This is a genomic window from Ruegeria sp. HKCCD6426 (assembly GCF_057221115.1).
Map to the genome: position 1 here is coordinate 25682 of NZ_JBWVBF010000011.1, position 25144 is coordinate 50825.

Sequence of the window (25144 nt, forward strand, 5' to 3'; positions counted from 1 at the left end):
GTGATTTGACCCAGATTAAAGTCTGTGAAGACTTGTTAAGAAATGTAACGGAATCTAGGCAACCAATGACCGGATAATGCGCGCAAGACTTTGAATTTCTAGTGGTTTCTGTACCATCACTGGCGAAACCCCGGTTACTGTCATCTCGGCATCGTCAAAGTAGCTGCTGATCAGAACCGCAGGCATATCCTCGCGCAGGGCCCGGGCGGCCTGGATCAGACCCGTACCCCTAAGTCCGGGCATCATCAGATCAGTGACCAGAACGTCATAGCCTTCCGGTGATTTCCGGAATGCCTCCAGTGCCTTTTGTGGATCGGAATAAGCCTCGACCTGGTACCCATAGCGGGTCAGCAGTCGGCGTGTGACATACAGGATGTTCTCGTCATCGTCGACGAGCAGCACATGTTCATCTCCAGCCACGGCAGTAACCTCGGCCTGTTCTTGATGACTGAGGGCAGGCATCAGCGGATAGAACAGACTGAAGCGCGTACCTTTTCCAGGCTCCGAGTGTAACTCGACCCGACCATGGCATTCCTCAACACTGTTGTGAACGATTGTCAGGCCCAACCCGGTCCCCTTGCCGACAGGTTTGGTCGAGAAAAAGGGTTGAAACACTTTTTCCTGCAAGTCCTCGGGCATTCCGGGACCAGTATCACTGACGTCAAGTTGGATGACGCCAACAGCCTCGTCCGGCAGATCATCCAGTACGTCTTTGTTTGCAAGACCGATCCGCAAAACCACTTCACCGGGTTGATCGTCCATCGCCTCGAATGCGTTGTGGCATAGGTTCAGCAGAGTTTGAAAAAACAAGGTGCCATCGAATTCGGAAAACGCTTCGTCCACTTCGACATCGAAACGCGTTTCGACATTTGGCGGCGCCGAAACACGGATCAGATCAAGCGCCTCCTGCGTGGCCTTCACCATATCGCCACGCCGGGGATTTCGCGGCCGCTGGCGGGCAAAGGTGAGCATCTTTCGCACCAACGCCTGAGCGCGGCGCGCGGCGATGCGGATTTGATTGACTGAGGTTTGGATATCTTCGTTGCCATCCGAATCCAGCTCGATCAAATCCGCATTACCTGTCACGCTCATCAGTACATTGTTGAAGTCATGCGCCACGGATCCGGCCAGGATGCCAACCGCCTCCATCTTTTGAACCTGCGCGAATTGTTCATGGGTACGGCGGGTTTCAGTCAGGTCTTCGCCGATGCCGATGTAATGAGTGATCGTTCCGTCCTGCCCCACCAACGGAAAAATCGCGGTTGAAACCCAATAGTGCGTACCATCCTTGCGCAGGTTGCGAAACACACCGTACCAGCTTTGGCCTTTTTCCAGATTGCGCATGAGGTCCCGATAGACTTCCTTACCTGAATGCCCGGACTGCAAGAAGCGCGGCGTGTGGCCATAAACCTCATCGGTGTCATAACCGCTGAGGTCAAAGAACTTGCGATTGGCGTATTCGATCCTGAGATCCGTGTCCGTGATGATGATTGAGGTCGGGCTTTGTTCGACCGCACGCGCCAATTTACGCTCTGCCAATTCAACCTGTTCGCGCAATTCAAGCTCGGTTTTCAGGCGGTGATTGGTTCGCAATATGTTGGCAATCAACAAGGTGGTCAGGATTGCGATCATGCCCACGACCACGACAAGGCTCACAAGAATAATCGAGAAATTGCGGACCAGGCGCTCACCTTCGGAGAATGCGCGCACCATGCCTGAAAGGCTTTTGTCCCGTTCTGCGATCCATAGCTGTTCCAGCGCGGCCAACGCGGTCAGCGCATCACTATCATCAACCCTTACAAGCGCATCAATCTGCTCAGCATTAAAACCAGAGGCGATGCCGGATTCGATAATGGGAACATTGCCAATATACTCATGTGCCACGCCCTCAATCAGGTGCAGTGCCTCAAGCTCAGCCACGGTGGGATTTGCAGCCCGATAAGCAGCTATCGTCGCCAGCAGGTTGCGCGACTGCTGACGCAGAACCGGCCCGTAGGACGGATCCTGGCGCAGCACATAATTCTTGAAGTTGTGGATCAGCCCGCCATAGCCGAAATACTCACGAATGTCTGAAATCCAGTACCCCCGCGGCGTCGTCTCGACCGAATAGCTTTGCCAGGCCTGACGCATATCTCCGATACGGTTACTGGTTTCCCGCGACATGTACAGAAACACCGACAGGATGACGACCAAGGCGACACCGATTCCAAAGGCCGCTGCCAGCAGGCGTCGGGGATAACGTTCGGGTACGTCCTGATGCGTGGTCATTCGCGATGCCTGTTGCCGGGGCTAAACGCCGATATCCAGTGCCAGTGCGTGAATACGCGGCACAATATCGCCGAGCGCGGCATGAACGGCCCTGTGACGGGCAACACGGGACTGCCCTTGAAATGCAGCTGCCCGTATACGCACATTGAAATGGCTCTCTCCTCCGTCGCGATACCCCGCATGGCCGCGATGGCTTTCGCTGTCGTCGATCACGTCAAGCTCACGCGGGTTGAACGCCGCCTGCAGGCGGGCACGGATATCTTCGGTTATGGTCATTTTTTTGCTCGACGGCAAAAATATTGCCGCTTCCCTCTTCTACTCTCCGGTCCTTACGTTAAACTGCCTCCTCCGAGTCGAAAAGACGCGTTTGCAGGAGCAGGCCCATGGTAAAGTCAGACCCTTTCGGATTCGATATGTCCGTATCCACCTCAAAGAAAAAGAATCCGCGCGGGCGTCGGGGTATGTCGGGCGCGTCGGAAACGTCGGTACGAATCTGCGATCACGACGGGTGTGAAGAGGCTGGCAAGTTCCGCGCGCCCAAGGCCCCGGATGTTCTTGATGATTTCTTCTGGTTTTGCCAGCAACACGTGCGCGAATATAACCAGAAGTGGAACTTCTTCGACGGCACGACCGAGGCCGAGCTGAACGCGCAACGCTCCAAGGACAAGGTGTGGGAGCGCGAAACCAAGCCTATGGGCGACCCCGAAGCCCGCGCTTGGGCGCGGCTGGGCATAGAGGACCCGCATCAGGTTCTGGGGGCGAATGCCACCAAGAACCCCGGTCGCACCTCTGGTGGTGGTGGCCGTCGTCTGCCTCCCACCGAGCGTCGCGCCGTTGAAATCCTCGAAGCCAAGGACAACTGGACCAAGGCCGAGGTGCGCAAGGCCTACAAAAAGCTGATCAAGGTTCTGCACCCAGACATGAACGGCGGCGACCGATCTCAGGAAGAGCAGCTGCAAGAGGTCGTCTGGGCCTGGGATCAGATCAAGGACAGCCGGAACTTTAAGTAGGTCTAGCTGACTGCCGCTTGGACCGGAATGGAAGATTCGCTGAGCAGTGTAGCGGTTCCGCCGACGCCGTGTTCTACAACTTGCTAGATTGGACATAAGAGCCTTAACCGGACATCGCCGAGTGATCTGGTAACTACAGGTGCTCTAGGCTGCTTACAGCACAATGCCGACCTTGGCCCCAAGGTGCCCTTCGAGTGTCTGAGTGAATGATCGGACGTCTGCTTTGAGCCCATAGGGGAACACTTAGTCACTCGGCCTATAGAGGCCCGATTCTAAGTACGGTTATACTGACATTGCAGCACGAATAGAAATCTTCGCTGGTGATAGTCAATCCGCAGGAGACCGATATGAGAGAACGCGACATTCAGCATTTACGCGAGACAATCCGGATTGCAAAAGAAAGCCGTCAGGCTGGCAATCACCCTTTCGGTGCGACACTGGTTGATCCCAACGGAGAGGTCCTCATCCGCTCCGGCAACAGCTATCAAGATTATAAGGGGTTAGGCCACGCCGAATTGAACGTCGCACGAGAGGCGAGCCGTCTTTATGATCCTGAATTCCTTGAAAAATGCACACTATATACTTCGGTAGAACCTTGCTGCATGTGCGCGGGAGCTTGCTATTGGGCGGGGATCGGAACAGTCGTCTATGGTATGACCGAAAAGCGTTTGGCCGTCTTGACCGGTGACAATCTGGAAAACCTGACACTGGATTTGCCCTGTGAGACCGTCTTCAGCGTCGGTCAGCGCCACGTTGAAACCCGTGGACCCTACTCTGAAATCGAGGATGAAGTTGCCGAGGGGCACAGGGGCTTTTGGCAATAGAAGGCCATCTTCCAATCAAAGTAAAAAAGCTGGAAATCAAAAAGGTGGGGCGTTCCGGAACAATGTCCACTACGTCCGCTAGGCCGACCTTGATGCCATCTGAACCGGCACGATGCCCAATCGAAACTGTCAGATGACCGGTTTGAGCCTATGGCGGTAATCCCGCTGACTTGCGAATGAAGCTTAGTTGCGCGGGTAGCCGTTTGCGATCCAAGCTGACCAACCATCGGCGTAGTAGACTACGTCCTCATAGCCCCAAGAGACGGCCATCGCACTCGCCCGCACCGACCTGTCACACTCAGCATCAGAACAATAAAATACAACCATTTGGTCTTTGGTTACGTGCTCTGACAGGCTTTTCTCATTCAATGCCGAATTAACATCCAAATTAATCGCACCGGGTATGTGAGCGAGGCTAAATTGGGTGGACCGTCGTACATCTACAAATGTCTCGCCAGCCTCCATAAGTTCAAGGGCCTTTGGCGCGTCAACTTTATTCGCACCTTCTACATTGAACCCAACTTCGCTTTGCGAAATCAGCCTTTTCCAATCATCTTGTGCAACTGCGCTTATCGTCACGAGCAGCACAAAAAGCACCGATAATGCAATCTTCATAGCTCTCTCCATTGTACTATTTTTGGCCTCTGCGAAGCCTCGAGAGCAACAAAAGCATGACCGCTTCACAGAACGCCAAACCTCTAAAATTGTCGTCTTAATTCTAAGTTGCTCACTGCTCTGTATAGCACGGTATTTTCTGTTCGCTTACAGTTTCAAGTTTCTCGGTCGCTCAACTAATCTAATGAGCTATCAATCCACTGGACAGTATGTCTGCATTGTCCGCGTTGCGGACCAAGGCGACGTGTTTAAGCTTTGGAAGAGATAGCACACACATATAAGCGCCCGACTGTTCAGGTCGAACGCTTGAAAATTCGTTGCGGTGTGAATTCTCACCGGTTGCACCCTCGGTAACCCAGCTCCAATAGTGAGAGCGCGATTCAATCCATGACAAACGGGGTCACAGAGCTGCCATTTCCCACTAGCGCAGCATTGATCACAACAAACGGCTGCAATGCGCGGGTATCTGTTTTATGGGTACTAGTAGTTGTTCGGCGGCAAAATGTGCCGCCGAATCTCTAGTCTATTGCCAGCTTGAAAAAACGTCTCGGGTCTGTTCGCTTTCCGGTCGAAGGTTTTCGATCCCCTCATACGGAACACCCTTTCCAAGCGGCAGATGCGGATGTTTGGCAATGGTTATTTGGTGGCGTTTTACCATGTCCTGGAACGAAGCACCTGACCACAACGAGTAGCCAACGAGGGGGTGCTTTTCGCGCGGGTCGCGGTAGACATTGAACACGGGCGCGGCGGCGCCGGGTTGACCGGGGGCTGGCATATGCATCTTGTATTCCTGCTTAACGACCGACCGCAGAACCGGCCCCTCGTACACATAGACATAGTCTCGGCGAGAGTTGCCCTCGCCTTCCAGCAGTAAGGCGGTCTGGTCAATTCCGTCAATGACACGGTCTCGGGGAATGCGGTCGGCTGCGCCTGCAATCCGGGCGAAGGTTGTGAACAAGTCCGAGACATGGACGATATCCCCTGCGGCGCTTCCGGGTTCAATCACGCCGGGCCAACGGATGAAAGCATCCGTACGTACGCCGCCCTCCAAGTGCTGGGTCTTTCCGCCGCGATATATCAGCTGGTTCAGACCGGATGTACCTTCGTAGTGGTACATCAAACCGTTGTCAGCCATGATCATCACAATGGTATTGTCTGCTTTGCCGGTTTCATCCAGCTTGGCCAGAACGTCCCCTATCCATCCATCGAGAACCTGCAATTTGTCAGCGTGAAAGCCACCGTTCCGTGAAACAGCCTGATCGGGATACGCGAAGTTCAGAGGATAGAGAGGCCAGTATTGCATAAAAAACGCCTCGTCCTGAGCGGCCAGAAGCTCTAATTGTTCCAGTGCCTGCCGCTGATAACGCAGGTTCATCTCTTCATATTTGGCTTGTGTCCACTCTTCTCCTGGCGCCATGTCTACTTCACGCGCCGGTCCTCCGGCTTCACCTTCCACACCGGTTACGAGACCATAGGGTTTGAACCGTTCGTCCAATTGGAACTGGTTTGACTGACCGGATGGATGGAAGCCAAGCATGTTGTTGGCGACCATCGCGTCACGTGTCATCAGGCTCAGCTGCACTTGCTGATGCAAAGGAAAGGCGGCCCAGTCAAAGCCTTGATTGTGCGGGTAGGACTGCTCGATATCGCCTTGGTGCCATTTGCCAACATGCGCGGTGTTGTAGCCTTCCTCCTTCAGAATTTCAGCAATCGTGACCTCCTCGGCGGCGAGGCCTTCTCCGACCAGCGCAACCTTGACCTCTTCGACGCCGGCGCGCACCGGGTGGCGACCGGTCAGCATCGCCGTCCGTGTGGGTGTACAGGAAGGCTCGGTATACATCCGCATCAGAGACATGCCTTCGGTGGCAAAGCTGTTGATGTTAGGCGTATCAAAACCGGTGACGTAGTTCATCGTCCGGTTGCCCATTTGCCCAAAGCTTACATCGTCGATCAGGATATAAAGGAAGTTGGGAGGCTGACCGCCATTGGCTTCCCGGAGTTCACTTAGCCTGGCGTCGATCTCAGCATCCTGGGCATCCCAACGCTCGCCGAACTGCGCCCGAAGAAACTGAAATTCTCCGTCATGAATAATTGGCGCGTCTTGAGCATGACTCATACTCGAAATCAATAACAATGCAGAAGTAACCCTCAGCAATGATTTCATTGGTAACCCTCCCCAGATTTCTGTTTATGGCTCTTCCGCGCTTATCAGCGCTCGTGTGATTTCTTTTTGAAGACCGTCCAGTGTTTCTCGAATGTCGTTAATCAACTTACCCGCTTCTCTTTCCGGCCCGTTTGTCATGGATTGGTATTCGTCGGCAAGAAGCAGAAAATCTTGACAGATTTCATCGAACTCGGGGTCATCTGCTCGAAGTTCTGCAATTGCTAAACGGTGGTCGGGAAACAGGTTGTCTAAGACGTGTTCTTCCAACTTTGCAAACCCTCGCATCAGATAAGCGACTCTGACTTGCATGATCGTCGAAGTTTCTTTTCTTGTAAGGTATATTGGGGCATTATACGGTGAAATGAGGGGGCTAACTTACTGAAATCATGAAACCTCCCCGAGATAACTCGCAACATTCGGATGAATGCATGCCTCCTGCCGAAAACGAGGTGCGCGCGGCAATTCAGCGATTGGCGACATCATCAACCTTTGCGGGTTCGCAAAGATTGCGGGACTTTCTGAACTACGTCGTTAATGAAACACTCAGTGGCCGTGCAGACGACATCCGCGCCAAGACCATTGCAATAGATGTTTACGAAGGGACATCCTCAGAATTGGCGCGACGCGAGAATGTTGTGCGGGTGGATGCCGGACGGCTACGACGAAAACTCGCAGAGTACTACTTGGCGGACGGTCGTAATGAGAAGATTGTTTTTGCTCTTCCTAAGGGTGGGTATGCACCCAAAATAATTCTTCAGAAAAGAGATTCAGAGCGCTCTTTAGCAAAGTCTCAAGCATTGAGATCAATAGCACTTGGGCTCGTCGGTGCGCTCCTGCTTTTCGGAATTGCAATAGCTTTCGGTTTTCGGGCGACCGACCAGGACGTGGCGGTCAAAAAGCCAGTCGCCGATTTAAACAGCGATGAACGCGGTGCCATATTCGATGCCTCACCTATGCGGCTTCAGGCCGTCAATCTCGCCAATGGCGGTCGAGACCTGATTTTCCCTGCGGTAGAACCGGCGCGACTTGACGCAGCCTTGCTGATATTCAAGGCGGCAATCGACAAAGATGAAAGCTATTTTGGCGGCCATGCCGGTGCTGCACAAGTGGCTGCTACGATTTCTCTGATGACACCGAGCGCTGATTTGGCAGCAGAAATGCTGAGTTACGCCACAGAGCAGGCCGAAATAGCCATGGATTTGGCGCCGGAAACTGGATGGAGCCAATCAGCCAAAGCCTGGGTGGAATTTGCCAAAGGCAATTGGGCCGAGGCATTAGAATTCTCAAATAGGGCCAGACGTTTAGCGCCCAATGACGTGCATGTGTTAGAGTTCGTGTCACTGATATTGTTGTATTCAGGTGAATTCGAGCAAGTCGTGGCCCTCAGCGAAGATGCTCTGTCAAAAATCAACCTGGATCGAGGTTACGTGTTTCAAAACGCGATGGGATCGGCAAAGTTTCACCTTCAGGACTTCAACGGCGCGGTTGCTGCAATTGAGGATGCGATGCAGAAAGGTGGGCCTGTCGGTCCAGTTTCCGTTGCATACCTGATGGCTTCTTACCAGATGATGGGCAATGAAAGTGAAGCTATGGCGCTGTCCACCAAACTTTCAGAAGAATGGCCCAACAGCCGGGTGGATACTCTGTTTCAGAGGCTGTTTGCAGACCCGGAATACGGAATAGAACTTGGGAAAGCTATGCAACAAGCGGGTTGGGTTCCTCAGAAGTAGAGACTCAGGCCCTTGTTCTTCCCCCTTTGGATAGGTCCGCCCGTGTAGTTAGGAAACCGAGGATCAAGGGTTTAAGAATCTCACCGTGCCGGAATTCAACCTACAACGTCGGATCTAGCAGGCGCTAACGACAAATTTGGGCTAATACAGTGAGGCAGGATTCGAGTCACTGACCGTCATACTTTGGATGAAGAGAGACGTCGTTTTATGGGTCTTAAACTTCGACATCCAGTTTTTTAGCCGCCCACGTATACTCCGCTCCTTGGCCGGTAAAAGATCTTCTGATCATGAAGCCGCCCCAGAAGGTCTTGAATGCGACGTAGAGACTCTTCCCTCTCCGCTTTTACGTCCTCATCTTCGTTGGCCAACTCGTGAGACAACGAAGTCAGGGCGCGCCGCAAAGAGACTTCGATAAGGTCTATATCCTCGACTGAAAGTTCGAACATATCGTTGTACTGGGGCATCCTGGGGCCTCCTACCTGGGCGTAAACCTCAAGAGTGCCCTACCTTTAGCCGGTTTTCCAGCTATACCAAATGCGGTGGTTTCTTTTGGACCTGTCTCAAACCTGCGCCAGCCGGAAAGAAGCTGCAGGCTAAACAGGTTGATCACAAGCATTTATGCGGCCTTTGGTGGCAACCTGGAACCAACCAAGCTGATCGCCAGGGTTTCCGGTTGGTTACCAATCGAAAATCAACTGTGATGCGGGTCTTTCACTGAAAACCTGTTGGCTGTTAGCCTTAGCCGCTTAAAGCTGGCTCCAGAACGCGGCCATGCTGGGACACAACCACCATAACATCGGTCGTTTCGAACACAGTCGAAAGGTCTGAACGCAACTGTAACGTAAGGTTGTCAATATTTGCGGCCGAACACGGACGAAGCGGGTCATAATACGCAACGACCGTGTAACCGCGACCCAGTTTGGAAACGGACAGGTCGATCAACGAACCACCGTCAGCCCGCAGCGTATCCCGAACTGCTCGGCGAACGGCCGCAATGTGCTGGGGCGCAGCAGTGACGCCAGCCAGCTCTCGCAGGCCTGACATAAAATCCCTGAAATATTGCGCGATGACGGTTAAACACAAGACAAGCACGATGATCGAGTCACCAATAGGAGCGATCGGGGCCAGAATGCCATCCCTCAGGAAGTGAATACCCAGCAATCCGACTGCTGCGGCCCCTGTGATGACACCGTCAAAGGCAGCTGCCTTCTTTTCCAACCTGAGGACGTCACTTTGCCTTCCAGTTTTCACCCACGACCGGGCGTGGAACGCCCAAAGAAGCAAACAGGTCAGGCCAATAATGACGAAATAGCCCACCATCGGAGCGAATACCAATTCGGGCTGAGCTTCCCCGTTCAGGTAGCCCACTATGCTCAGGACCGCGTTGGAGATCGCAAACACCACCAGTCCCAAAAGTGAAAGGGAGCGAAAGGTCGTAAACAGGGCTTCGTCGCCGGCATATCCAAATGGGCGGAGTTTATCGGGTTTCTTCTGTACGTTGCGCGACACGCGTTTACCGAATAAGGCCGCCGTGAAGCCGATCAGCGAAAACAGACCGTCCACCAAAATGGCCTGAGAATGGGACAAATACGCGGCTACGATCCCCGCCATCGCCATGAACAGGTTACCTGCCATTCCTACGTTCATCGCGCGGCTTTCCAGCCTATACCGATCTTCAGGTGTCGTGGATTTCATAATCTGATCCCGCGTTTGTCAGTGATGCGCCTAATGGGCAATATTGCCTTAGTTTATTCGATGCTGAAACAATTCGGCTATCATCAAGACTTGGCGGAACGCAGATGTCCCGCTCCTTCACAAAGCATTGCCACAATTCCAGATGCATTGGGAAGATCTCGGGGAAGCACAATTGAAGCCGGACCCATTTGTACGCGTCAAATCTGGGTATCAATCCAGCGTTGGAGGAGTAATTTGCGATCTCGAACAGTCCTGGATCAGGCGGTCGTTCATTGACACGAAAACTCGTCCGATATGTTCCACACCGTCACTTCAGCATCTTACCCTTTGCAGGAAACTCTGGGTGTAGAGGCCTGCTGTGCGGACATTGCCTAGCCTCGTAGAACGGCCCTTTGCCAAATTTGTTCGGCTTACGTCAATGGGTCGAGTTCAAGCACCACGCGCCTCGTTCTGAACAATGTGTAAATGACTCCCATACCCAGATAAGTTCACGTCCAATAACACTTCCAACTTGACCACCGTAAGTAGACTCGGGGACTAAGTGACCGACCGCCGCGCACTGGTGACCATAAAGCCCGGCCCGGCAGTCCAGGCATCCGGATTGCGAATGATTGAAAGCGCTTCAGTCACCATAGTTTCTGACATAAATCCGCCTCCGATCAACTGAGGAGCCAAGGTCGCCAGTGTCAAAGACCATGTCTGTGCTTCTGCCGATCCTGCCGTGTTTCCAGACAAATTCAGAATAGGTTGAATGTGCCGCGCGTCGATTTCAGTGAAGCCGGTTTTGTCAAGAATGCGTGGAAGCGCGCCACCAAACCCAAGCTCCCATCCCTGAGCTTCCGCAAATTCCAGATATGCGGTCCAGAATGTCGCCCAAAACCGGCTGGGACCAGAAGCGATACAACCGAAATCCATTTCAGTTGCAACAAATGCACCGCCTGGTTTGAGCGACCTCAAGATACCAGACAGAACCTCTGTACGGGTCGGCAGAAAGCACAGCACCGCGCGACAGTGGACAAGATCATACACTCCTGAGCCGAGATCCTCGCTCCGCAGATCGATTTTTCTGAGCGACAGATTGGGTAAGGTGTTTTCCTTCACGGATGATAGGTCCAGATCGCTTGCGGTTATGTTGGCGTCTGGGAAGGTCTCGGCAAGCCAAATCGCGACGCTGCCGCGCCCGGTACCAATATCCAGACAGTCCGCATTCGCGGGAAGGTTCAGCCTATCAATGGTTGAAAAAGTATCCGGGTCATGCGCGTGCGCCATTCGATCGAGCCGCTCAGCCTCTGTGGGCAAGGTGTGAGGTAAGAGATCTTCGTACATCTAACGCCTCCAGGAACTGCCCGAAAAAAATACCCCAATTTCTGCAATGTTAATACCCAAGGGGGCAATTCAGTATTTTGTGGTAGGATCAGGCAATTTCACGCTTCAACGATGATCCAGTTGTTCAAGGAAGCGCAAGTGGCATGAACAGACCTGTCGCACTCGACTATGTTTTGTTGGTCGGGATCAGCCTGATCTGGGGATCGCAGTTTGTGTTGAACGAACTGGCTATTCGCAGTTTCACACCTTTGATCGTTGCAACAGGAAGAGTGGTGATCGGCTTTGTAACGCTGACGATCATTGCCGCGCTGATGCATGGAGGGTCAGTTCGATCCCCTTCAGGCGCCGGTGGGCAACCTTGGATGCTTTATTGCGCGATCGCGGTCGCTGAGGCGATACTGCCCTGCTTTCTGATCCCTTGGGGGCAGCAGCATGTCGACAGCAGTATCGCAGCCATTCTTCTCGCGACCGTGCCGATCTTTACCCTGATTCTAGCCCCATTTTTTGTGGATGACGAGCATTGGAGCCTGATCGCTGCATTTAGCGTCATTGTTGGCTTCGTCGGCATTTTGGTACTGATCGTTCCAAGCATCAAAGGAAGTTGGCTGGACGATATCATTGGTGAACTGGCGATACTGGGTGGTGCGTTGAGCTTTTCATTGAGCCTGATCATGATGAAACGCCTATCTGGTGTTCCTCCGGTTCTGGCAATGCGCAACGTCTTTATGATTGCTTCCGCAGTGCTTGTCGTATTGGTCCTGTTACTGAACACGCAATGGCACTTGCGCCCAAGCTTGAACAGCATTTCAGCTTTGTTAGGCTTGGGCGTTTTCTGCGGCGGTATTGCTTACGTTCTCTTCATCTACATGGTTGGTCGAACCGGCCCGACCTTTACTGCCCTCACCGGATATTTGATAACCCTTGTCGGCGTGTTCATCGGCATCGCGTTCCTTGGAGAGCGGTTGCAGGCGAATGACATACTTGCACTTGTTCTGATCATTGCAGCGTTGATCATCGGCAAGTTCAAGCCCTAGGCAATACGCGCTCGGTTCCGAAGTGTAATAATCCGCTTGAACGATGTTCCGGTCGACGTGGTGCCCCGGAAGCAACCATGAGTGCAATCGTTGTTAAAATCCACTTACCTGCGTTCAAAAGTTTCTGGAAACTTGGACATTAAATGTTCGAATTGAGCCGTGAAAAATAGCTTATAGGAGGGGTAGGCAAAGAACGGTTTGAGAGCAAACCGGCTATACCATACAGCGACCATGATACTTTATGGTCGAAGAGAAAACTTGCTGAATTGAATGACCTGGGCAATCATGCGGCACCTGCTTCGCCCGATTTCAAGAAAGGCGACGGCCGTGAATGGCACAGGAATAATTCTAGCGATTACCTATCGACCAGCCGAACTCCAAAAAGAGAAGGTTAAGTTATGGATGATACCGCAGAACGTGACGCCCCTCCTGGTGGGCCTCCATGGATAGTGCCTGAGATTCAGCAAAAGATTGAATGGCGCGACGGCGACATAGTTGTTTCCGTACCAATTAAAAGCGGTACGACATGGACGATGAACATCGTTTTTCAGATCCTCAACGGCGGGGTGGCAGACTTTCGCGATATTTATGAAGAAGTTCCTTGGATCGAGTTCTTGGGTTACCCGGGTCAGCCACATCAAGAGGTCCTGGATCGCGTCAACGCGATGCCCGTCGACCGCCGCGCATTTAAAACACACTCTGCACCTCCGGGCGTGCCATTCATAAACGCCAATTCGCATCAGGACGTGAAGTACATAGTCGTTTTCCGCAATCCGGAAGAAGCAGTGGTCTCTTTCCGCCCGTTTCTCGAGAAACATGCGGATGAATGGTTCGACCTTTGGGAGGTCCCAAGAGAGGCATTGTGCCGCGATGACTTCCCTTCATTTTATTCGGACATCGTCGATGCTAACGGAATGCAAGGGGCGTTCTTCGGGTTTTTGGCGGCTTGGTGGCCTCTCAGAAACGAGCCAAATGTTTTGTTTATTCACTTTTCTGATATGAAACGCGCGCACGAAGAGTCCATTCGAAAGATAGCGAAATTTATTGGTGTGGAGCCCCGCTCCGAAGATTGGCCTGCGATCCTGGAATACACGTCATTCCAATGGATGAAGCAGCACGAGAACAAGTTTGAGGCTGGCACCGCCGGCAAAGTACCAATTCTCAAATCCGGTGCGATGATACGCCAGGGTGAAGTCGGAAAAGCAAAATCTGAAGGGATGACCGAGGATATTTCCCGACATCTTCGCTCGGTCGGTGAACAGATCTTTCCCAACATCGCCGCTGTCGACTGGCTTTACAGTGGTGGCAAGCTTCCTTGACAAACCCAGCTTGGTTTTGGATCGCCTAGTTCAAGTTCGGCGCATAGCGCAGCTACTAGCCGGATGCAATGTTGGGCGATTATAATAGTGGCCTGGACGCCGAATTACAGAGAATTCCTGCTTGGTTCGTTAAGCGGACGTACTCTAGGTCTGTCGACCGCTCGATCTGCTGAAGCCGTCCGAAGCGAAGAAACAAATATGCATCGCGCGATAATATAAAACTTTACGCGCAGAAAATACTTGATTTGATGCATTTAAGATTCAAGTATACGAATGTGACCCGGCTTATGTATTACCTCGGCTGGGGTCGCGACCCGTCAAACCCAGGGTCCACCTCCCGTCTATCGAAGTGAGTGTCGGTAGTCGGGAGGTTACAAAGCTCTAATTCGTCATTCGAATATGGATTTTTCCACTATTCGTCGAACCCGACGAATGCAGACGTAGTGCCCACATTTTGCGGCGACGACCGGATTGGGATCTTACCACCAGCCTGAACGCACCGCAGAGTTTGGCTGGAACGAGCCCTTTTCAACACTCATTTGTTATCCACCCGAGGTTTGCCAAGGTGTTTCGGGGATAGGGTTCAAGGTGCTTTCAGTGAGAGCCTGACCTCACGGAAAACAATCATTCAACGGAAAACCAAAAGTTCGACCTTACGCCGGTCTTTAATCCTGCATTTGATCCCCCGCCGCCTGAAATGTGGGTAGAGCGTTTTCAATCATTTCGTCAGTGGCAGTTAGACAAATACGAAAATCCGTAGGTCGGTCGAATACCGTTCCAGGCATCACATAGACACCCTTCTTTTGCAGGTGTTCAGCGAAGGCATCACTGTCGCCGCCCGGAGCCCGACCCCACAGGTAAAAGGTGCCCTCCGGCTGTGTCATCCTGTAACCCCACTGCCCCAAAGCACCAAGCATGCGTTTGCGACGCTGTGCCAACGCGGCGATATCGATAGATACGTTTTCCAGATCCGGCAGTGCATAAATCAACGGAGCATCCGGGACATTCCAACCATCCGCCATCTGCACCGCGAAACGCAGCGCGCGCAGCTCTTCGCGTTCAGCTGCCGGCAAGGTTGGGGAAATTGCAAGATAACCAAGGCGCAAGCCGGGCGCGAGGAGAATTTTACCATAAGAATAGTCGATCAGCGTATGCGGATAAACCGCGGCCGGGGTCGTAAATCCAAGACCATCAAATCGGATGCGACGATAGGGTTCGTCTGATAAAATCCAAATGCGATGCCCGATCTCTGCGGACTTAGCCTCAAGCAAATCAGCAAGCTGTTGCAAATCTGAGCGCGTGTATATGCGGCCGGTCGGATTGTGAGGTGTGTTAACAACCACGATTCTGGTACGTGGTGTTATGGCGCTGGCGATGGCGTGCAGATCCAGGTCAAAATTATCAGGGTCCAGGGGTACCTGAACTTCTTTGGCGTCGGCCGCGGCCAGCATTGGTCCATAGCAGAACCAGCCCGGCAGCGGCACGATGCACTCATCGCCAGGTTCAAGCAGCATCGTGAAAGCCATCTTGATCGCGCCAAAGGCACCTTTGGTCAGCGCAATGTCCTCTGGCTCGAACGGCAGCCCCAGTTCTTTCGACAACGCGTCCGCAAGAAACGCGCACGGGTCCGCTTCGTTGGTTTTATACGCAAACCAGTCGACACTCTGAGGTTCGGCATGTGTTTTCAGCGCATCAACGACGTTAGGCAAAGGCATTTCGTGCGGATTACCAAACGTGAAATCAGCGACCGCGGGTGTTTCCTTCACGGCAGACTGGTAGGATTTAAAGAACGCTTCGACTTTCCGAATGGAATACGCGGCAGCGTGTGCTCGGCGGGCAGTTGCGGGCATTGAACTCTCCCTACTACAATGTCGGCTGTGCGAGCACAGCAGGAACCCTGTAGTGTCGAACACGATATGGGTACCAAACCTTTCGGCTTATTGCAGCTTATTTCGTCATTAGGTTGGTGCAGCACTAATGCCTACAGTTTGAAACCATTTCCGCACTTGGCGCGAAACAGGCATCCATCTCAGTAAACAGCCTCATACTCTGCGGGACAGAATTGGCGACACCGTCGCGGGAGTCTTGGTAAGCGAAACTCTAACTTTTTAAGACAACTAAGGGACTGCGGTCCGGTTGAAGGACGCATTCACCAAATCCAAGTCACTCAAGATCTCGCTTATGAAGCCCAGCCCAGATGATCTCGGTGATGGCAACGGCGTTAGAGATTCTCTTGTCACATACGAATGACTGCTTGGTCCCGGATGGCAGACAATAGTGCCTCGAATGAACCCGGAGCGACCTGAGGAGTACTGCCAATTCCGACAAGAAGCCGGAGCCGTTTCTACTGATCAGGTCGAGTTTTGCAAAATGTCAGTCCCATACTAAAATACCACTTGGAGAGGTGCCCATGGAACGCCGACTTGCCGCAATTTTGGCCGCTGATGTCGTGGGATATTCGCGCCTGATGGGTGCCAACGAGGAAAGCACCTTAGATACTCTGAAGTCCCATCGAAGCTTTATCGACGCGCAGGTTACCCACCATGATGGGCGAGTATTTGGGAGCGCGGGTGACAGTGTGATTGCCGAGTTCGCGAGCCCGGTTGAAGCCGTTCGCTGCGCGGTGGAAATTCAACAGGAATTCGAGAACCGCAACAGTGAACTTCCGGACGACAAGCGGATGCGCTTTCGCATTGGTATCCATCTTGGAGACGTTATCGCGGAGGGTGACAATCTTTTGGGGGACGGAGTAAATGTCGCGGCACGTCTAGAGGCGTTCGCGCCACCGGATGGTATCTGTATTTCTAAATCTGTTGCTGAACATGTTGCCGGGAAAGTAGATGTCGATTTTGCAGACTCTGGAAGCCACAAGCTGAAGAATATTGCGACACCTGTCGAGGTTTGGACTTGGCCACCGGACCTTGCGAGAAAACCGAATAGGCTTGCAAAGTCACGACGAACAGTTGTTGCGTTTTTTGGTGTGGCAGCGGTTCTGGTCACAACCGCTTTCTATACGTTTTTTTCGACTAGCGAGAGGGATTTGCCGACCGGAGCGAGGGTATTGATCATTCCCTTCGAAAATGCCGGTGACGATCCGGAAGATCGGTATTTTGCCGCGGGTTTGACCAGAGACTTGAATGCGATGTTGGCGAGGTTCTCGAACCTTTTCCTAATTGCCCCAGAGTCTGCGGCTGCATTGGGCGACGATCCGTCCTGCACAGAGATCCGCGAGGAGCTTGGCGCCGATTACATTTTGACTGGCACCGTGCGGCGCTCTGTCGATCAATTGCGGGTCACAACGACCTTCACAGACGCAGAGACCTGCCGCCAACTGACACCACCAGGCCCATTCGACATGGATCTGAGCCTCGCGAACGTGTTGGATATACAGATTGAAATTGCGAGGAAGGTCGCGGCGCAGATTGGGTCAAGCGATGCACCTTTGTTTAATGCAGCCGTTCAACAAGAGATCCGCAACAAAGCACCGGAAAACCTGGATGCTTACGAATGCTATTTGGTCGCTCATTGGTACTATCAGTCTTTCAGCCTCGGGGCGCACCGCAAGGCCCGGGATTGCCTCCACAGGACCGTCAAAGCCGAACCCGACTACTCATTGGGTTGGTCGCGGCTTGCATTCAATTACCTTGAGGCCAAAAAACGTTCGTACGACACGCCGCCAGACTGGGCCCGGCTGGCCAGCGAAGCGGCCAACAATGCCCTTAACGCTGACCGGGACAACCCCGACGCTTACTATGCTCTTGCTATTCTCAGCAGGATGCTGGGCGAGGATCTGGATGTGTATCGAGAGTTCGCCAAACGGGCGATCGACTTGAACCCAAACGATTCATGGATTCTCGCTGATCTCGGTGTTTTTCTGGCCTATGCCGGCGAGTTCGAGGAAGGAAAGGAATGGATTTCCCAAGCAAAGGCTCTCAACCCGAGGCTTCATCGCGGTTACGACAATGCCTGGCATTTACATGCCTACCTTCAGGGGGACTATGAAGAGGCCCGAAATATCAGGCTGAACATGGGGCCCGTTAGAAACTATATGGGTATGGCGACGCTGACGGCCAGTTACGCGATGAATGGCGAGCAGAAAAAAGCAGAAGAATTGCTGCAGCGAATTCACGAAGAGTTCCCGGACGATCTGAAAGACCCACGCGCGCAGTTCAAAGCGCGGGGCATGCCGAAAGAGCTGGTCGAAGGGCTGATGGAAGGGTTGCGAAGAGCGGGTCTTGATGTGCCTGAAGAAAGCGCTGAAGCTGGTATCTCGCCGGACTGATTGTCCCGCTTCTGCGTCGCGGTGCAAATCTGAACAACGCACTTACGCGATTGCAAATGGGAACTTGACGGCAAATCGCATCCTTGTGCTCAGGCGGGATCGCTGACGACAGCGTGTTTCTCAATTTTGGGGTCAGCCAACGCCTCTTTCCTGCTTGCGTTGAGCGAACCAAAACAGCCACAGTAAACTGTTCGCAAGGTTAAAAATTTGATGCAGGTCTGCATTTCGCTGCAAGGCTTCGACGGAGAAGGAGACGAAAGTGCGATACATCGTAAGGGGTAGTTTGATTTGTGGTGCGATCGTGCTGGTCCTAGTTATCGCGGCATGGCTGTTCCTGTCGTCTTCTGTGTTTTCTTCTTTGAGGACTGCATTTGTCGAAAAACTTCTCTCGGACGAACTCGGTCAATCAGTATCTATTGATGGTGATGTGAGGATTGGGATCGGGCGCGCATTTGACGTTTCAGCAACGGGATTAGCGCTGCCCAGTACTTTAATGTCAGACGTTGACCTTGCGCAAATTGACAGGCTTGGCTTTGAAGTTTCTGCGAAAGACCTGTGGAAAGGTAAGCTTTCCCTGAGTAACTTCTCAATAGCAGGTGTTCGACTAAACCTTATTACGTCCGAAGATGGTGTTACCTCTTGGCAGCTAAGTGCCACGCCCCAAGCTGACGCCGGAAAATCTGACAATTCGGCCCAAAGTCCGATCTCTGACATTCTTACGGATCGAAGAATTGAACTTGCCGACGCAGCGGTCCTTTATCAGAACGCGCAAAACGGCTTGGACTTTGATATGCGCCTCCCTGAATTGGTGTTGAACCGCAGAAGCGAGACGGAAGGTGCGTCCGTGGTTGGGACCGGTTCCTTAAACGGAGAAAAGTTTGAGTTGAAGGGGGCCTTTCCAACCGAAGAACCTTTCCAGTTGTCGATCGAATTCGAGCAAATTTCCATTGCCGCCAACGAAGTAAAAACGTCGTCGGGATTGGAACTTAAGACCTCAATCAAAGTTGCTGAGCTTGGTCAGCTGCTGGATGTTCTGAAACTGAACCGCGTTTTGGAGGGATCAGGGGACGTAAGCGCAACATTCAAGACTGCAAATGGCGTGTCGCGACTTGATGACCTCAACGTAGTAGTTGAACTGGACGGAGGGCAAAGCCTCGAGTTGACGGGGCAACTCGGTGAACTCGGTAAGCCGGCCGATGTTTCGTTGACGACCCGAATTCGACTGTACCCAGAGGACGCCGAACCAGCACCTGCAGCCTCTCGCTACGACCTTAAACTCGTCGCGGTTGATATGGTCATGGACAGCGTGCCGGGTCAGGTTCCTCAACGACAAATGGTGATAGAGACCAACGGTTTCACATTGGACACGTCCGGGGAAGGACCACCACCAGTCAAGTTTTCAGGGTTGTCCAGAACGTCGGATGGTGCTTTGCGCGTGGGGAATGTCAATCTGCGGATCGGGAATCCATCGCAACCATTCGTCATACTGAATGGTTCAGTTGACGACGCGCTGCAGTTACAAGGCGTCTCAGCGGAAGGGCTGCTGGACATTCCTGCAAGCAGCTTGATTTCACCTGAGCTTTCGGGGCCGGGTGACAAGCTTGGAAAGTTCTCGGGTGATTTTCATCTGAATGGAGACATCAATGAGCTTTCTCTTACAAATCTGGATGGCCAAACAAGTGAAACAGAAGTTTGGAATCTGGAAGTTCATGGTTCCGTCAAAAACGTGCTTAAATTCGAGAATCTGGATCTTGGAATTGATGTCGACGTCCCTTCGGGCGCAGATCTTTTGCAAGCATTGTCGTTGGAGCCTGTGGACACAGGGCATGCCGGGTTCGAAATTAAACTGACCAGCCAGGGCACTGACTGGAACGCCGATGCCAACGTTACGGTCGCCGACTCGGGACTGAAACTCTCGGCCGATCTGGACGATGCGACCTCTGATCCCGTGCTGCGAGGAAAAATCGAAAGCGATCTGATCAGGATCGACCAAATTCGCAGCATCGTATTGGCCGTTGCGCAATTGAGAAAATTGGGTGGTCCCAATGCTGAAGAAACAGCTGAGACGAATGGAGAAGATGAAGCCAGCCCTCTCAGAGATGTGACGCTTAAACCCATTGGACGTTCGATTCTTCTGTCTGGCATGAACATGGATATCGACATTGACCTGCGTCATATCGAAGGTGCCAAAGGTGTCAGCAGCCTGCAGAGCGAACTGACGCTGGACGAAAGCGAACTGAAAGCCGGGCCGCTGAAATTTGAATATGGTGGCGCCCATTTTGATGTGAATGGCCTCATGGACCTTTCGAACGATGCGCATCTGCTGACGCTTAGCGGTGAGGCAGGGGGATGGCAGTTAGACGACGTCCTTCACAATTTGAAGTTCCAAAAAGGTGCGAGCGGAACAATCTATGCCGACTTCAATGTTACCGGCGGGACCGAGTCCGTTAAACATTTTGCCAGTTCCCTGAGCGGGAACGCCACTGTTTCCTTGCGTAATGGCTCAATTGAAACTCAGCTTTTGGACCTGGCAGGTCTTGGGTTGCTGCCATGGGTATTTTCCAAGGAAAAGCAAAAGGTCGCTCCGATCGTTTGCCTGCGTGCGCCGTTGCACATATCCAATGGCAATATCTCAACAAAACAGACCACGCTGGAAACGGATCAGGTGCAAGTCGTTGTCTTTGGCGGTGTCGACCTGAACAACAAGGTTCTGGACCTCAATCTGCAACCTCGAAAGATCGGCGATCCTCTCGCGCGTAGCCCGTGGCCGGTCACCGCGAAGGGGCCGCTGACCAAACCGAAAATCAAGGTAAAGGATGGCCCAAAACGACTAAAACGTTCGGACGGCGCCGATCAAATGCCGGCAAAGCGAAAGATTTGTGTGCCAGACATCCTGCAACTTCAATAGGTCTTGGCCTAAGGTGCGCTAGTCAAATCGCGAACACTTAACGGGCGCTTTGACGCTTTCTCTCTGGCCAGAACTCATCCACCACGATGTACGCGACGATTACAAAAATCGCCGCACTGGCGACTTGCAATACGCGGGTGATGCTTTTGACGTCAGCTTCATCCGAAAAGGGTGAAATCGATCCGCCATATACAATCAGCGCTGTCGTGATTGCCGACCCTGCAGCAGCAGCCAGCGGGGTGCCGGATTTTCCGAGAACGCCAAGTGTCAGGCAAAAGAAAAAACACAGAAAGATAGGCGTCAGAATAACGGGCGCGATGATATTTATTTCGTAGCAGATGATAGAGACGGCTGCCCCCAACAGATTTGCTGTCAGCATGGCTTTGGCGACGGTCTTGCCCGCAGCTGGCATCGCCGCAAGTTGTTGGCTGAGAAGAGCCACAAAAAACAAAACAAGCAGAGCCGATGCACCAGACACAAAGAATGCTAACGCAAATGGAACCGTAACCAAAGACATCCTGACAATGCGGCGATGCGGGTCAAAATCCTGCGCTGATGAGGCTTTTTTCTGCGCTTCGGTTGGTGGCTCGGCCGGGATAAGCACAAACATCAGCGTGGACACAACACCTGCAAAGAACAGGTTCATCGGAATCCAGAACACTAGCACCAAGGCCAGATCCTGCGATTGCAGTACCAGGTTCGGGATCATCAACGCGCCCATGAGCGCGATAACACCAGGCAAAACCCCCGCCCCTGAGACCGACCACATGAACGACAGGATTATTCCAATGGCAACAAGGAAAAGAAATACGACCGGGTAAGGTGCAAAGACCGATGACAGCAGAAACGAGATGAACATCAACCCGATGGAAAACACAAATAGCTTGCCAAATGCCCCCAATGGCAAGGCTATAGGTGCCTGCAGGAACAATGCCGTAAACACGGCACCGATGACAGCCAGAGGCCAGCCAAGAAATAGCCCGAGCGCGAAAACCCCCGAGACTCCGAATGCGAGCCGTAAAACTGAACGGCGATCTTCAGTACGCATAGGACAGGATTGACACCACACGGATATACGTGCGGCCCACCAGATTCAGCAGTGAGTTATCGCTGAGATACATGATCACATCTGCCTGCCCGTTTAGCTGAAAGCGTAGATCATCCTCGGTGCTGCCAGCTTCGTAGCCCGGTAACACAATGCGCACAGGGAACCGCTCGGGTTCGCGCAAGAACCCTTTTGTATTGGGCGGGCTAGCCAATTGGCCGGGTTCGTCCCCACCGCTCAAAGACACGGCAGCACTGAAACTTTCGATTACACCCGGAATGATCTGACCGGGGTGCATGTCCAGTACCACATCGACAGGAGAGCCCACTGCAGCCCGGCCAAGATTGTTCTCGGTGAAATAGGCCTCGATCCAAACATCTGTCGCGTCAAGAAACGTCAAAAGATCCTGACCGGAACGCGCATAAGTTCCCGGTGCAATTAACAGGTTGGAAATCACACCCGTAGCCGGAGCTCGCAACTCGGTCCATTCAAGATTCAGTTCCGCATCCGCCAAAGCCGCAAGCGCCCGCTGAATCTTTGGATTTTCAATACCCTCATCGCCAAGCCTTTGCTTCGCCTTTTCCAGATCAGCCTTGGCGTTTTCCAGATTTGCCTCGGACTCTGCCAGTTGCCCGCGGGCGTCATCAGCACGCGAGACGGCGACCAATCCTTTCTTCTCGAGCGCAAAAACACGCTCCGTCTGAATACGCATCGTGTCGAGATCGCTTTGTGCACGAGCCAATTTCGCCTGAGCGGCACTTACTTCTGCCGAAGATGCGCCCACCTCTTGCGTGGCCGCCTCTAGATCTGCTTCGGCTTTTGCTTTTTCGATCTCATATGGCCTGCGATCAATTCGAACCAGAACATCACCGGCTGTTACGACCTGACCGTTTTCTACCAGTACCTCGGTCACGGTCCCAGTGACTTGGGGAACAATCTGGGTTGCAACGGCCTTTACTCTCGCATTGCCTGTAAACGGCGTTTTTCTATCGGCGATGAGATACCAGACAAGGAAGATGAGAATGATTGCCAGTGTGGTCCATATCGTCTTTCTCATTCCGCCGCACCCTCGGCCACGTCCGCAGTATCCGGTGCCGCGTCGATCCAGACTTTGAACAATTCGTAGAAGACGGCAAACAGAACAGGGCCCATGAAGATGCCGATCAATCCATAGGCCATCATGCCACCGAGAACGCCAATTAGGATCACGAGCATAGGAGTCTCCAAGCCCTTGGAGATGAACACAGGACGCAAGAAGCTATCCATAATGGTCACGGGTATTGCGAGGATGGTGAAAACCAGGGCCACTCCACCTGACATGGAACTCCACGCATAGATGATTACTGGCAACAGAACCAAACCCGGCCCGATCTGGATAATGGACAAAATCAGGCAAACAAAGGCGAGCGTTGCTGCAGAGGAGATTCCAAACACAACCAGCAGCAGCCACACAACGACGGCCTGTATTGCGGCAACGCCAATCACGCCCTTTGTAACGTTACGAATAGTGGCGCCTGCCAGCGTAATGAACTCACCACCACGAGGGGCAAACACGCGGTTGGCAAACCTTTGCAATCCCTCAACCAATTGCGGTCCTGGGCTAAATAATGCGCCCATAATCAACACAGACAGTGCAAGTGCGAGAAGGCCAATTCCAATACCCAGCACTTTCCCGAACAGCGATTTGGTAATTTCAAGAATCTGTGTTCCGTACTTGGCAAGCGCGCCATCCAGATTCCGTTCGAACATCGTCCAAACGTCGGCGATCCTGGATCCGATCAGGGGCAATTCCTTGAGACTATCTGGCGCCGGTGGGATTTTCAGTTCCCCCCGATCTGCTTGTGCGGCAAATTCCGACCCGAGTTCCGCCGCACCTGATACCGCAGTGGCAATCGGCCCTAAGGTGAGTACTAGTCCCAGCAAAACCAATATCGTAGCGGCCAGCGACTTGCGCCCGCCCAGTTTGCTTTGAAGCCAGTCAAATAGGGGATACAGCGCTACACAGAGTATGGTCGCCCATATAACGACACTAGCAAGCGGAGCGATCATGACGAGCGCGCTGTAAAGGAATATTCCAAGGAAAAGCAGCCGTATTGCGAGATCAACAATTCTTGCGTCCTGGGTCTTTTCCATTCCATCCCTCCACAGTGTTGTTTTTTAAAAGGTTAATTCAAAAAACATAATATGTACATTTTTTTGGGCGGCCGCCGTTTTTCTGTTCCGTAGCTGCAACAGGAATTCGCGAAGCCGCTCGAGGCTGCGCAAGAAACTAATCATCGGTGGTTCGAAAAAGCGTAGAAAAGACGCCAGTCACTTGCCTTTGTCATCATCGCCTTGAGAAAGGATCGTGTCTGCTATCGTAGTAGCCGCTGTTACGAAGACACCCAGGCCAACGATGATATATAACATTGTGAAAATCTTACCTGCTGCGGTTTCGGGTGAAAAATCGCCAAACCCCACAGTCGATATCGTCACGACAGAAAAGTAAGCTGAATCGAGCCAGGACCACCCCTCAACGTAATGATAAAAGACTGATGCCCAAAAGATCATACCGACCGTAAAGGCAAGTAGCCCCTTTACTCTGCCGTCCCTTAGCGCGACGGCAACCCCTCGTGTTATTCTGGTCAATGAGTTCATGATGGCCCCTTTGTATATAGAGAGAACCTCTACCAGAATTTTTTGTTTTTCAAAAAACGCTCGTCTCACATGCAACTAGGCGGAACCTTGTCCCTTTGGGTTTCGCCAGAAAATTGCCTCTAAATTGCGGCAGTAAGCTATTCGAAATGGGTGCAGGACACCCGGCAGCTCGAAAACCGCCGAGATGGTCGGCACGAAAGAGGCGCAGCGGATGCTCGACAATTATGTCCAACCACCCATGGACCACGACATCCGAGGAACCCTCGACGAATTTGTCGAAAAAAACG

The 25144-nt window shown here is 52.7% G+C and carries 20 protein-coding genes; 7 read left to right on the forward strand and 13 right to left on the reverse strand.

What is annotated here, in order from left to right; translation table 11 throughout:
• Positions 1–54 precede the first annotated feature (54 nt).
• Both AC2TDA_RS21880 and AC2TDA_RS21885 read right to left on the reverse strand, forming a co-directional pair.
• Positions 55–2268, reverse strand: a complete 2214-nt coding sequence (locus AC2TDA_RS21880; protein WP_480881059.1) for a hybrid sensor histidine kinase/response regulator — start codon at positions 2266–2268, stop codon at positions 55–57.
• A gap of 21 nt (positions 2269–2289) precedes the next feature.
• A complete protein-coding gene (locus AC2TDA_RS21885) occupies positions 2290–2544 on the reverse strand; it encodes a BolA family protein (RefSeq protein ID WP_480881063.1) in 255 nt (84 codons plus the stop codon).
• A gap of 107 nt (positions 2545–2651) precedes the next feature.
• On the opposite strand from AC2TDA_RS21885, the gene AC2TDA_RS21890 reads away from it, so the two are divergent.
• Positions 2652–3278, forward strand: coding sequence for a DnaJ domain-containing protein (locus tag AC2TDA_RS21890; protein ID WP_480850721.1), 627 nt, complete (start codon positions 2652–2654; stop codon positions 3276–3278).
• A 347-nt stretch (positions 3279–3625) separates the two neighbouring features.
• Positions 3626–4102, forward strand: a complete 477-nt coding sequence (locus tag AC2TDA_RS21895) for a nucleoside deaminase (protein WP_480881066.1) — start codon at positions 3626–3628, stop codon at positions 4100–4102.
• Positions 4103–4285: 183 nt separating this feature from the next.
• Here the strand turns inward: AC2TDA_RS21895 and AC2TDA_RS21900 are convergent, their stop codons facing one another.
• From AC2TDA_RS21900 to AC2TDA_RS21910, 3 genes are all read right to left on the reverse strand, one after another.
• Entirely contained in the window at positions 4286–4717 is a 432-nt protein-coding gene (locus tag AC2TDA_RS21900; protein WP_480881069.1) for a rhodanese-like domain-containing protein, read from the reverse strand.
• Between the two features lie 523 nt (positions 4718–5240).
• Entirely contained in the window at positions 5241–6833 is a 1593-nt protein-coding gene (locus tag AC2TDA_RS21905) for a sulfatase-like hydrolase/transferase (RefSeq protein ID WP_480881071.1), read from the reverse strand.
• A gap of 72 nt (positions 6834–6905) precedes the next feature.
• Positions 6906–7148, reverse strand: coding sequence for a hypothetical protein (locus tag AC2TDA_RS21910; RefSeq protein WP_480881074.1), 243 nt, complete (start codon positions 7146–7148; stop codon positions 6906–6908).
• A gap of 203 nt (positions 7149–7351) precedes the next feature.
• Here AC2TDA_RS21910 and AC2TDA_RS21915 point away from each other — a divergent pair, with 203 nt between their 5' ends.
• Complete coding sequence (locus AC2TDA_RS21915) at positions 7352–8611, forward strand: tetratricopeptide repeat protein (RefSeq protein ID WP_480881076.1); 1260 nt, start codon at positions 7352–7354, stop codon at positions 8609–8611.
• A 236-nt stretch (positions 8612–8847) separates the two neighbouring features.
• Here the strand turns inward: AC2TDA_RS21915 and AC2TDA_RS21920 are convergent, their stop codons facing one another.
• The 3 genes from AC2TDA_RS21920 to AC2TDA_RS21930 form a co-directional block, all read right to left on the reverse strand.
• The gene (locus AC2TDA_RS21920) at positions 8848–9075 is read right to left on the reverse strand and encodes a hypothetical protein (protein ID WP_480881078.1); all 228 of its coding nucleotides are present in this window, start codon (positions 9073–9075) and stop codon (positions 8848–8850) included.
• 274 nt (positions 9076–9349) lie between these two features.
• The gene (locus AC2TDA_RS21925; protein ID WP_480850731.1) at positions 9350–10306 is read right to left on the reverse strand and encodes a cation efflux transmembrane domain-containing protein; all 957 of its coding nucleotides are present in this window, start codon (positions 10304–10306) and stop codon (positions 9350–9352) included.
• 537 nt (positions 10307–10843) lie between these two features.
• The gene (locus AC2TDA_RS21930; protein WP_480881081.1) at positions 10844–11632 is read right to left on the reverse strand and encodes a class I SAM-dependent methyltransferase; all 789 of its coding nucleotides are present in this window, start codon (positions 11630–11632) and stop codon (positions 10844–10846) included.
• Between the two features lie 143 nt (positions 11633–11775).
• Between AC2TDA_RS21930 and AC2TDA_RS21935 the strand changes: the two genes are divergently transcribed.
• Both AC2TDA_RS21935 and AC2TDA_RS21940 read left to right on the forward strand, forming a co-directional pair.
• On the forward strand, positions 11776–12666 hold the full coding sequence (locus tag AC2TDA_RS21935) for a DMT family transporter (RefSeq protein ID WP_480881084.1): 891 nt from the start codon (positions 11776–11778) through the stop codon (positions 12664–12666).
• Positions 12667–13064: 398 nt separating this feature from the next.
• Positions 13065–13985 carry a sulfotransferase domain-containing protein gene (locus tag AC2TDA_RS21940; protein ID WP_480881087.1) on the forward strand — a complete coding sequence of 307 codons (921 nt, stop codon included), beginning with the start codon at positions 13065–13067 and terminating at the stop codon, positions 13983–13985.
• A gap of 665 nt (positions 13986–14650) precedes the next feature.
• On the opposite strand, the gene AC2TDA_RS21945 is transcribed toward AC2TDA_RS21940, so the two are convergent.
• The gene (locus tag AC2TDA_RS21945) at positions 14651–15835 is read right to left on the reverse strand and encodes an aminotransferase class I/II-fold pyridoxal phosphate-dependent enzyme (protein ID WP_480881090.1); all 1185 of its coding nucleotides are present in this window, start codon (positions 15833–15835) and stop codon (positions 14651–14653) included.
• A gap of 560 nt (positions 15836–16395) precedes the next feature.
• Here AC2TDA_RS21945 and AC2TDA_RS21950 point away from each other — a divergent pair.
• A complete protein-coding gene (locus tag AC2TDA_RS21950) occupies positions 16396–18267 on the forward strand; it encodes an adenylate/guanylate cyclase domain-containing protein (RefSeq protein ID WP_480881092.1) in 1872 nt (623 codons plus the stop codon).
• 259 nt (positions 18268–18526) lie between these two features.
• Positions 18527–21175 (forward strand): AsmA family protein, encoded by a 2649-nt coding sequence (locus AC2TDA_RS21955; protein WP_480881095.1) that lies wholly within the window; start codon positions 18527–18529, stop codon positions 21173–21175.
• A gap of 37 nt (positions 21176–21212) precedes the next feature.
• Here the strand turns inward: AC2TDA_RS21955 and AC2TDA_RS21960 are convergent, their stop codons facing one another.
• From AC2TDA_RS21960 to AC2TDA_RS21975, 4 genes are all read right to left on the reverse strand, one after another.
• A complete protein-coding gene (locus AC2TDA_RS21960; protein WP_480881097.1) occupies positions 21213–22223 on the reverse strand; it encodes a DUF2955 domain-containing protein in 1011 nt (336 codons plus the stop codon).
• Complete coding sequence (locus AC2TDA_RS21965) at positions 22213–23277, reverse strand: HlyD family secretion protein (RefSeq protein ID WP_480850744.1); 1065 nt, start codon at positions 23275–23277, stop codon at positions 22213–22215. Before AC2TDA_RS21965 ends, AC2TDA_RS21960 begins: the two co-directional genes overlap by 11 nt.
• Positions 23274–24353, reverse strand: coding sequence for an AI-2E family transporter (locus AC2TDA_RS21970; protein WP_480881099.1), 1080 nt, complete (start codon positions 24351–24353; stop codon positions 23274–23276). The genes AC2TDA_RS21965 and AC2TDA_RS21970 overlap by 4 nt, the downstream gene beginning before the upstream one ends.
• A 177-nt stretch (positions 24354–24530) precedes the next feature.
• Positions 24531–24857 carry a potassium channel family protein gene (locus AC2TDA_RS21975; protein WP_480850748.1) on the reverse strand — a complete coding sequence of 109 codons (327 nt, stop codon included), beginning with the start codon at positions 24855–24857 and terminating at the stop codon, positions 24531–24533.
• Between the last annotated feature and the right edge of the window lie 287 nt (positions 24858–25144).

Excerpts from the sequence above, each read along its gene's own strand:
- AC2TDA_RS21880 (WP_480881059.1), bottom strand. The coding sequence starts at position 2,268 with ATGACCACGCATCAGGACGTACCCGAACGTTATCCCCGACGCCTGCTG.
- AC2TDA_RS21885 (WP_480881063.1), bottom strand. The coding sequence starts at position 2,544 with ATGACCATAACCGAAGATATCCGTGCCCGCCTGCAGGCGGCGTTCAAC.
- AC2TDA_RS21890 (WP_480850721.1), top strand. The coding sequence starts at position 2,652 with ATGGTAAAGTCAGACCCTTTCGGATTCGATATGTCCGTATCCACCTCA.
- AC2TDA_RS21895 (WP_480881066.1), top strand. The coding sequence starts at position 3,626 with ATGAGAGAACGCGACATTCAGCATTTACGCGAGACAATCCGGATTGCA.
- AC2TDA_RS21900 (WP_480881069.1), bottom strand. The coding sequence starts at position 4,717 with ATGAAGATTGCATTATCGGTGCTTTTTGTGCTGCTCGTGACGATAAGC.
- AC2TDA_RS21905 (WP_480881071.1), bottom strand. The coding sequence starts at position 6,833 with ATGAGTCATGCTCAAGACGCGCCAATTATTCATGACGGAGAATTTCAG.
- AC2TDA_RS21920 (WP_480881078.1), bottom strand. The coding sequence starts at position 9,075 with ATGCCCCAGTACAACGATATGTTCGAACTTTCAGTCGAGGATATAGAC.
- AC2TDA_RS21925 (WP_480850731.1), bottom strand. The coding sequence starts at position 10,306 with ATGAAATCCACGACACCTGAAGATCGGTATAGGCTGGAAAGCCGCGCG.
- AC2TDA_RS21930 (WP_480881081.1), bottom strand. The coding sequence starts at position 11,632 with ATGTACGAAGATCTCTTACCTCACACCTTGCCCACAGAGGCTGAGCGG.
- AC2TDA_RS21935 (WP_480881084.1), top strand. The coding sequence starts at position 11,776 with ATGAACAGACCTGTCGCACTCGACTATGTTTTGTTGGTCGGGATCAGC.
- AC2TDA_RS21940 (WP_480881087.1), top strand. The coding sequence starts at position 13,065 with ATGGATGATACCGCAGAACGTGACGCCCCTCCTGGTGGGCCTCCATGG.
- AC2TDA_RS21945 (WP_480881090.1), bottom strand. The coding sequence starts at position 15,835 with ATGCCCGCAACTGCCCGCCGAGCACACGCTGCCGCGTATTCCATTCGG.
- AC2TDA_RS21950 (WP_480881092.1), top strand. The coding sequence starts at position 16,396 with ATGGAACGCCGACTTGCCGCAATTTTGGCCGCTGATGTCGTGGGATAT.
- AC2TDA_RS21960 (WP_480881097.1), bottom strand. The coding sequence starts at position 22,223 with ATGCGTACTGAAGATCGCCGTTCAGTTTTACGGCTCGCATTCGGAGTC.
- AC2TDA_RS21965 (WP_480850744.1), bottom strand. The coding sequence starts at position 23,277 with ATGAGAAAGACGATATGGACCACACTGGCAATCATTCTCATCTTCCTT.
- AC2TDA_RS21970 (WP_480881099.1), bottom strand. The coding sequence starts at position 24,353 with ATGGAAAAGACCCAGGACGCAAGAATTGTTGATCTCGCAATACGGCTG.
- AC2TDA_RS21975 (WP_480850748.1), bottom strand. The coding sequence starts at position 24,857 with ATGAACTCATTGACCAGAATAACACGAGGGGTTGCCGTCGCGCTAAGG.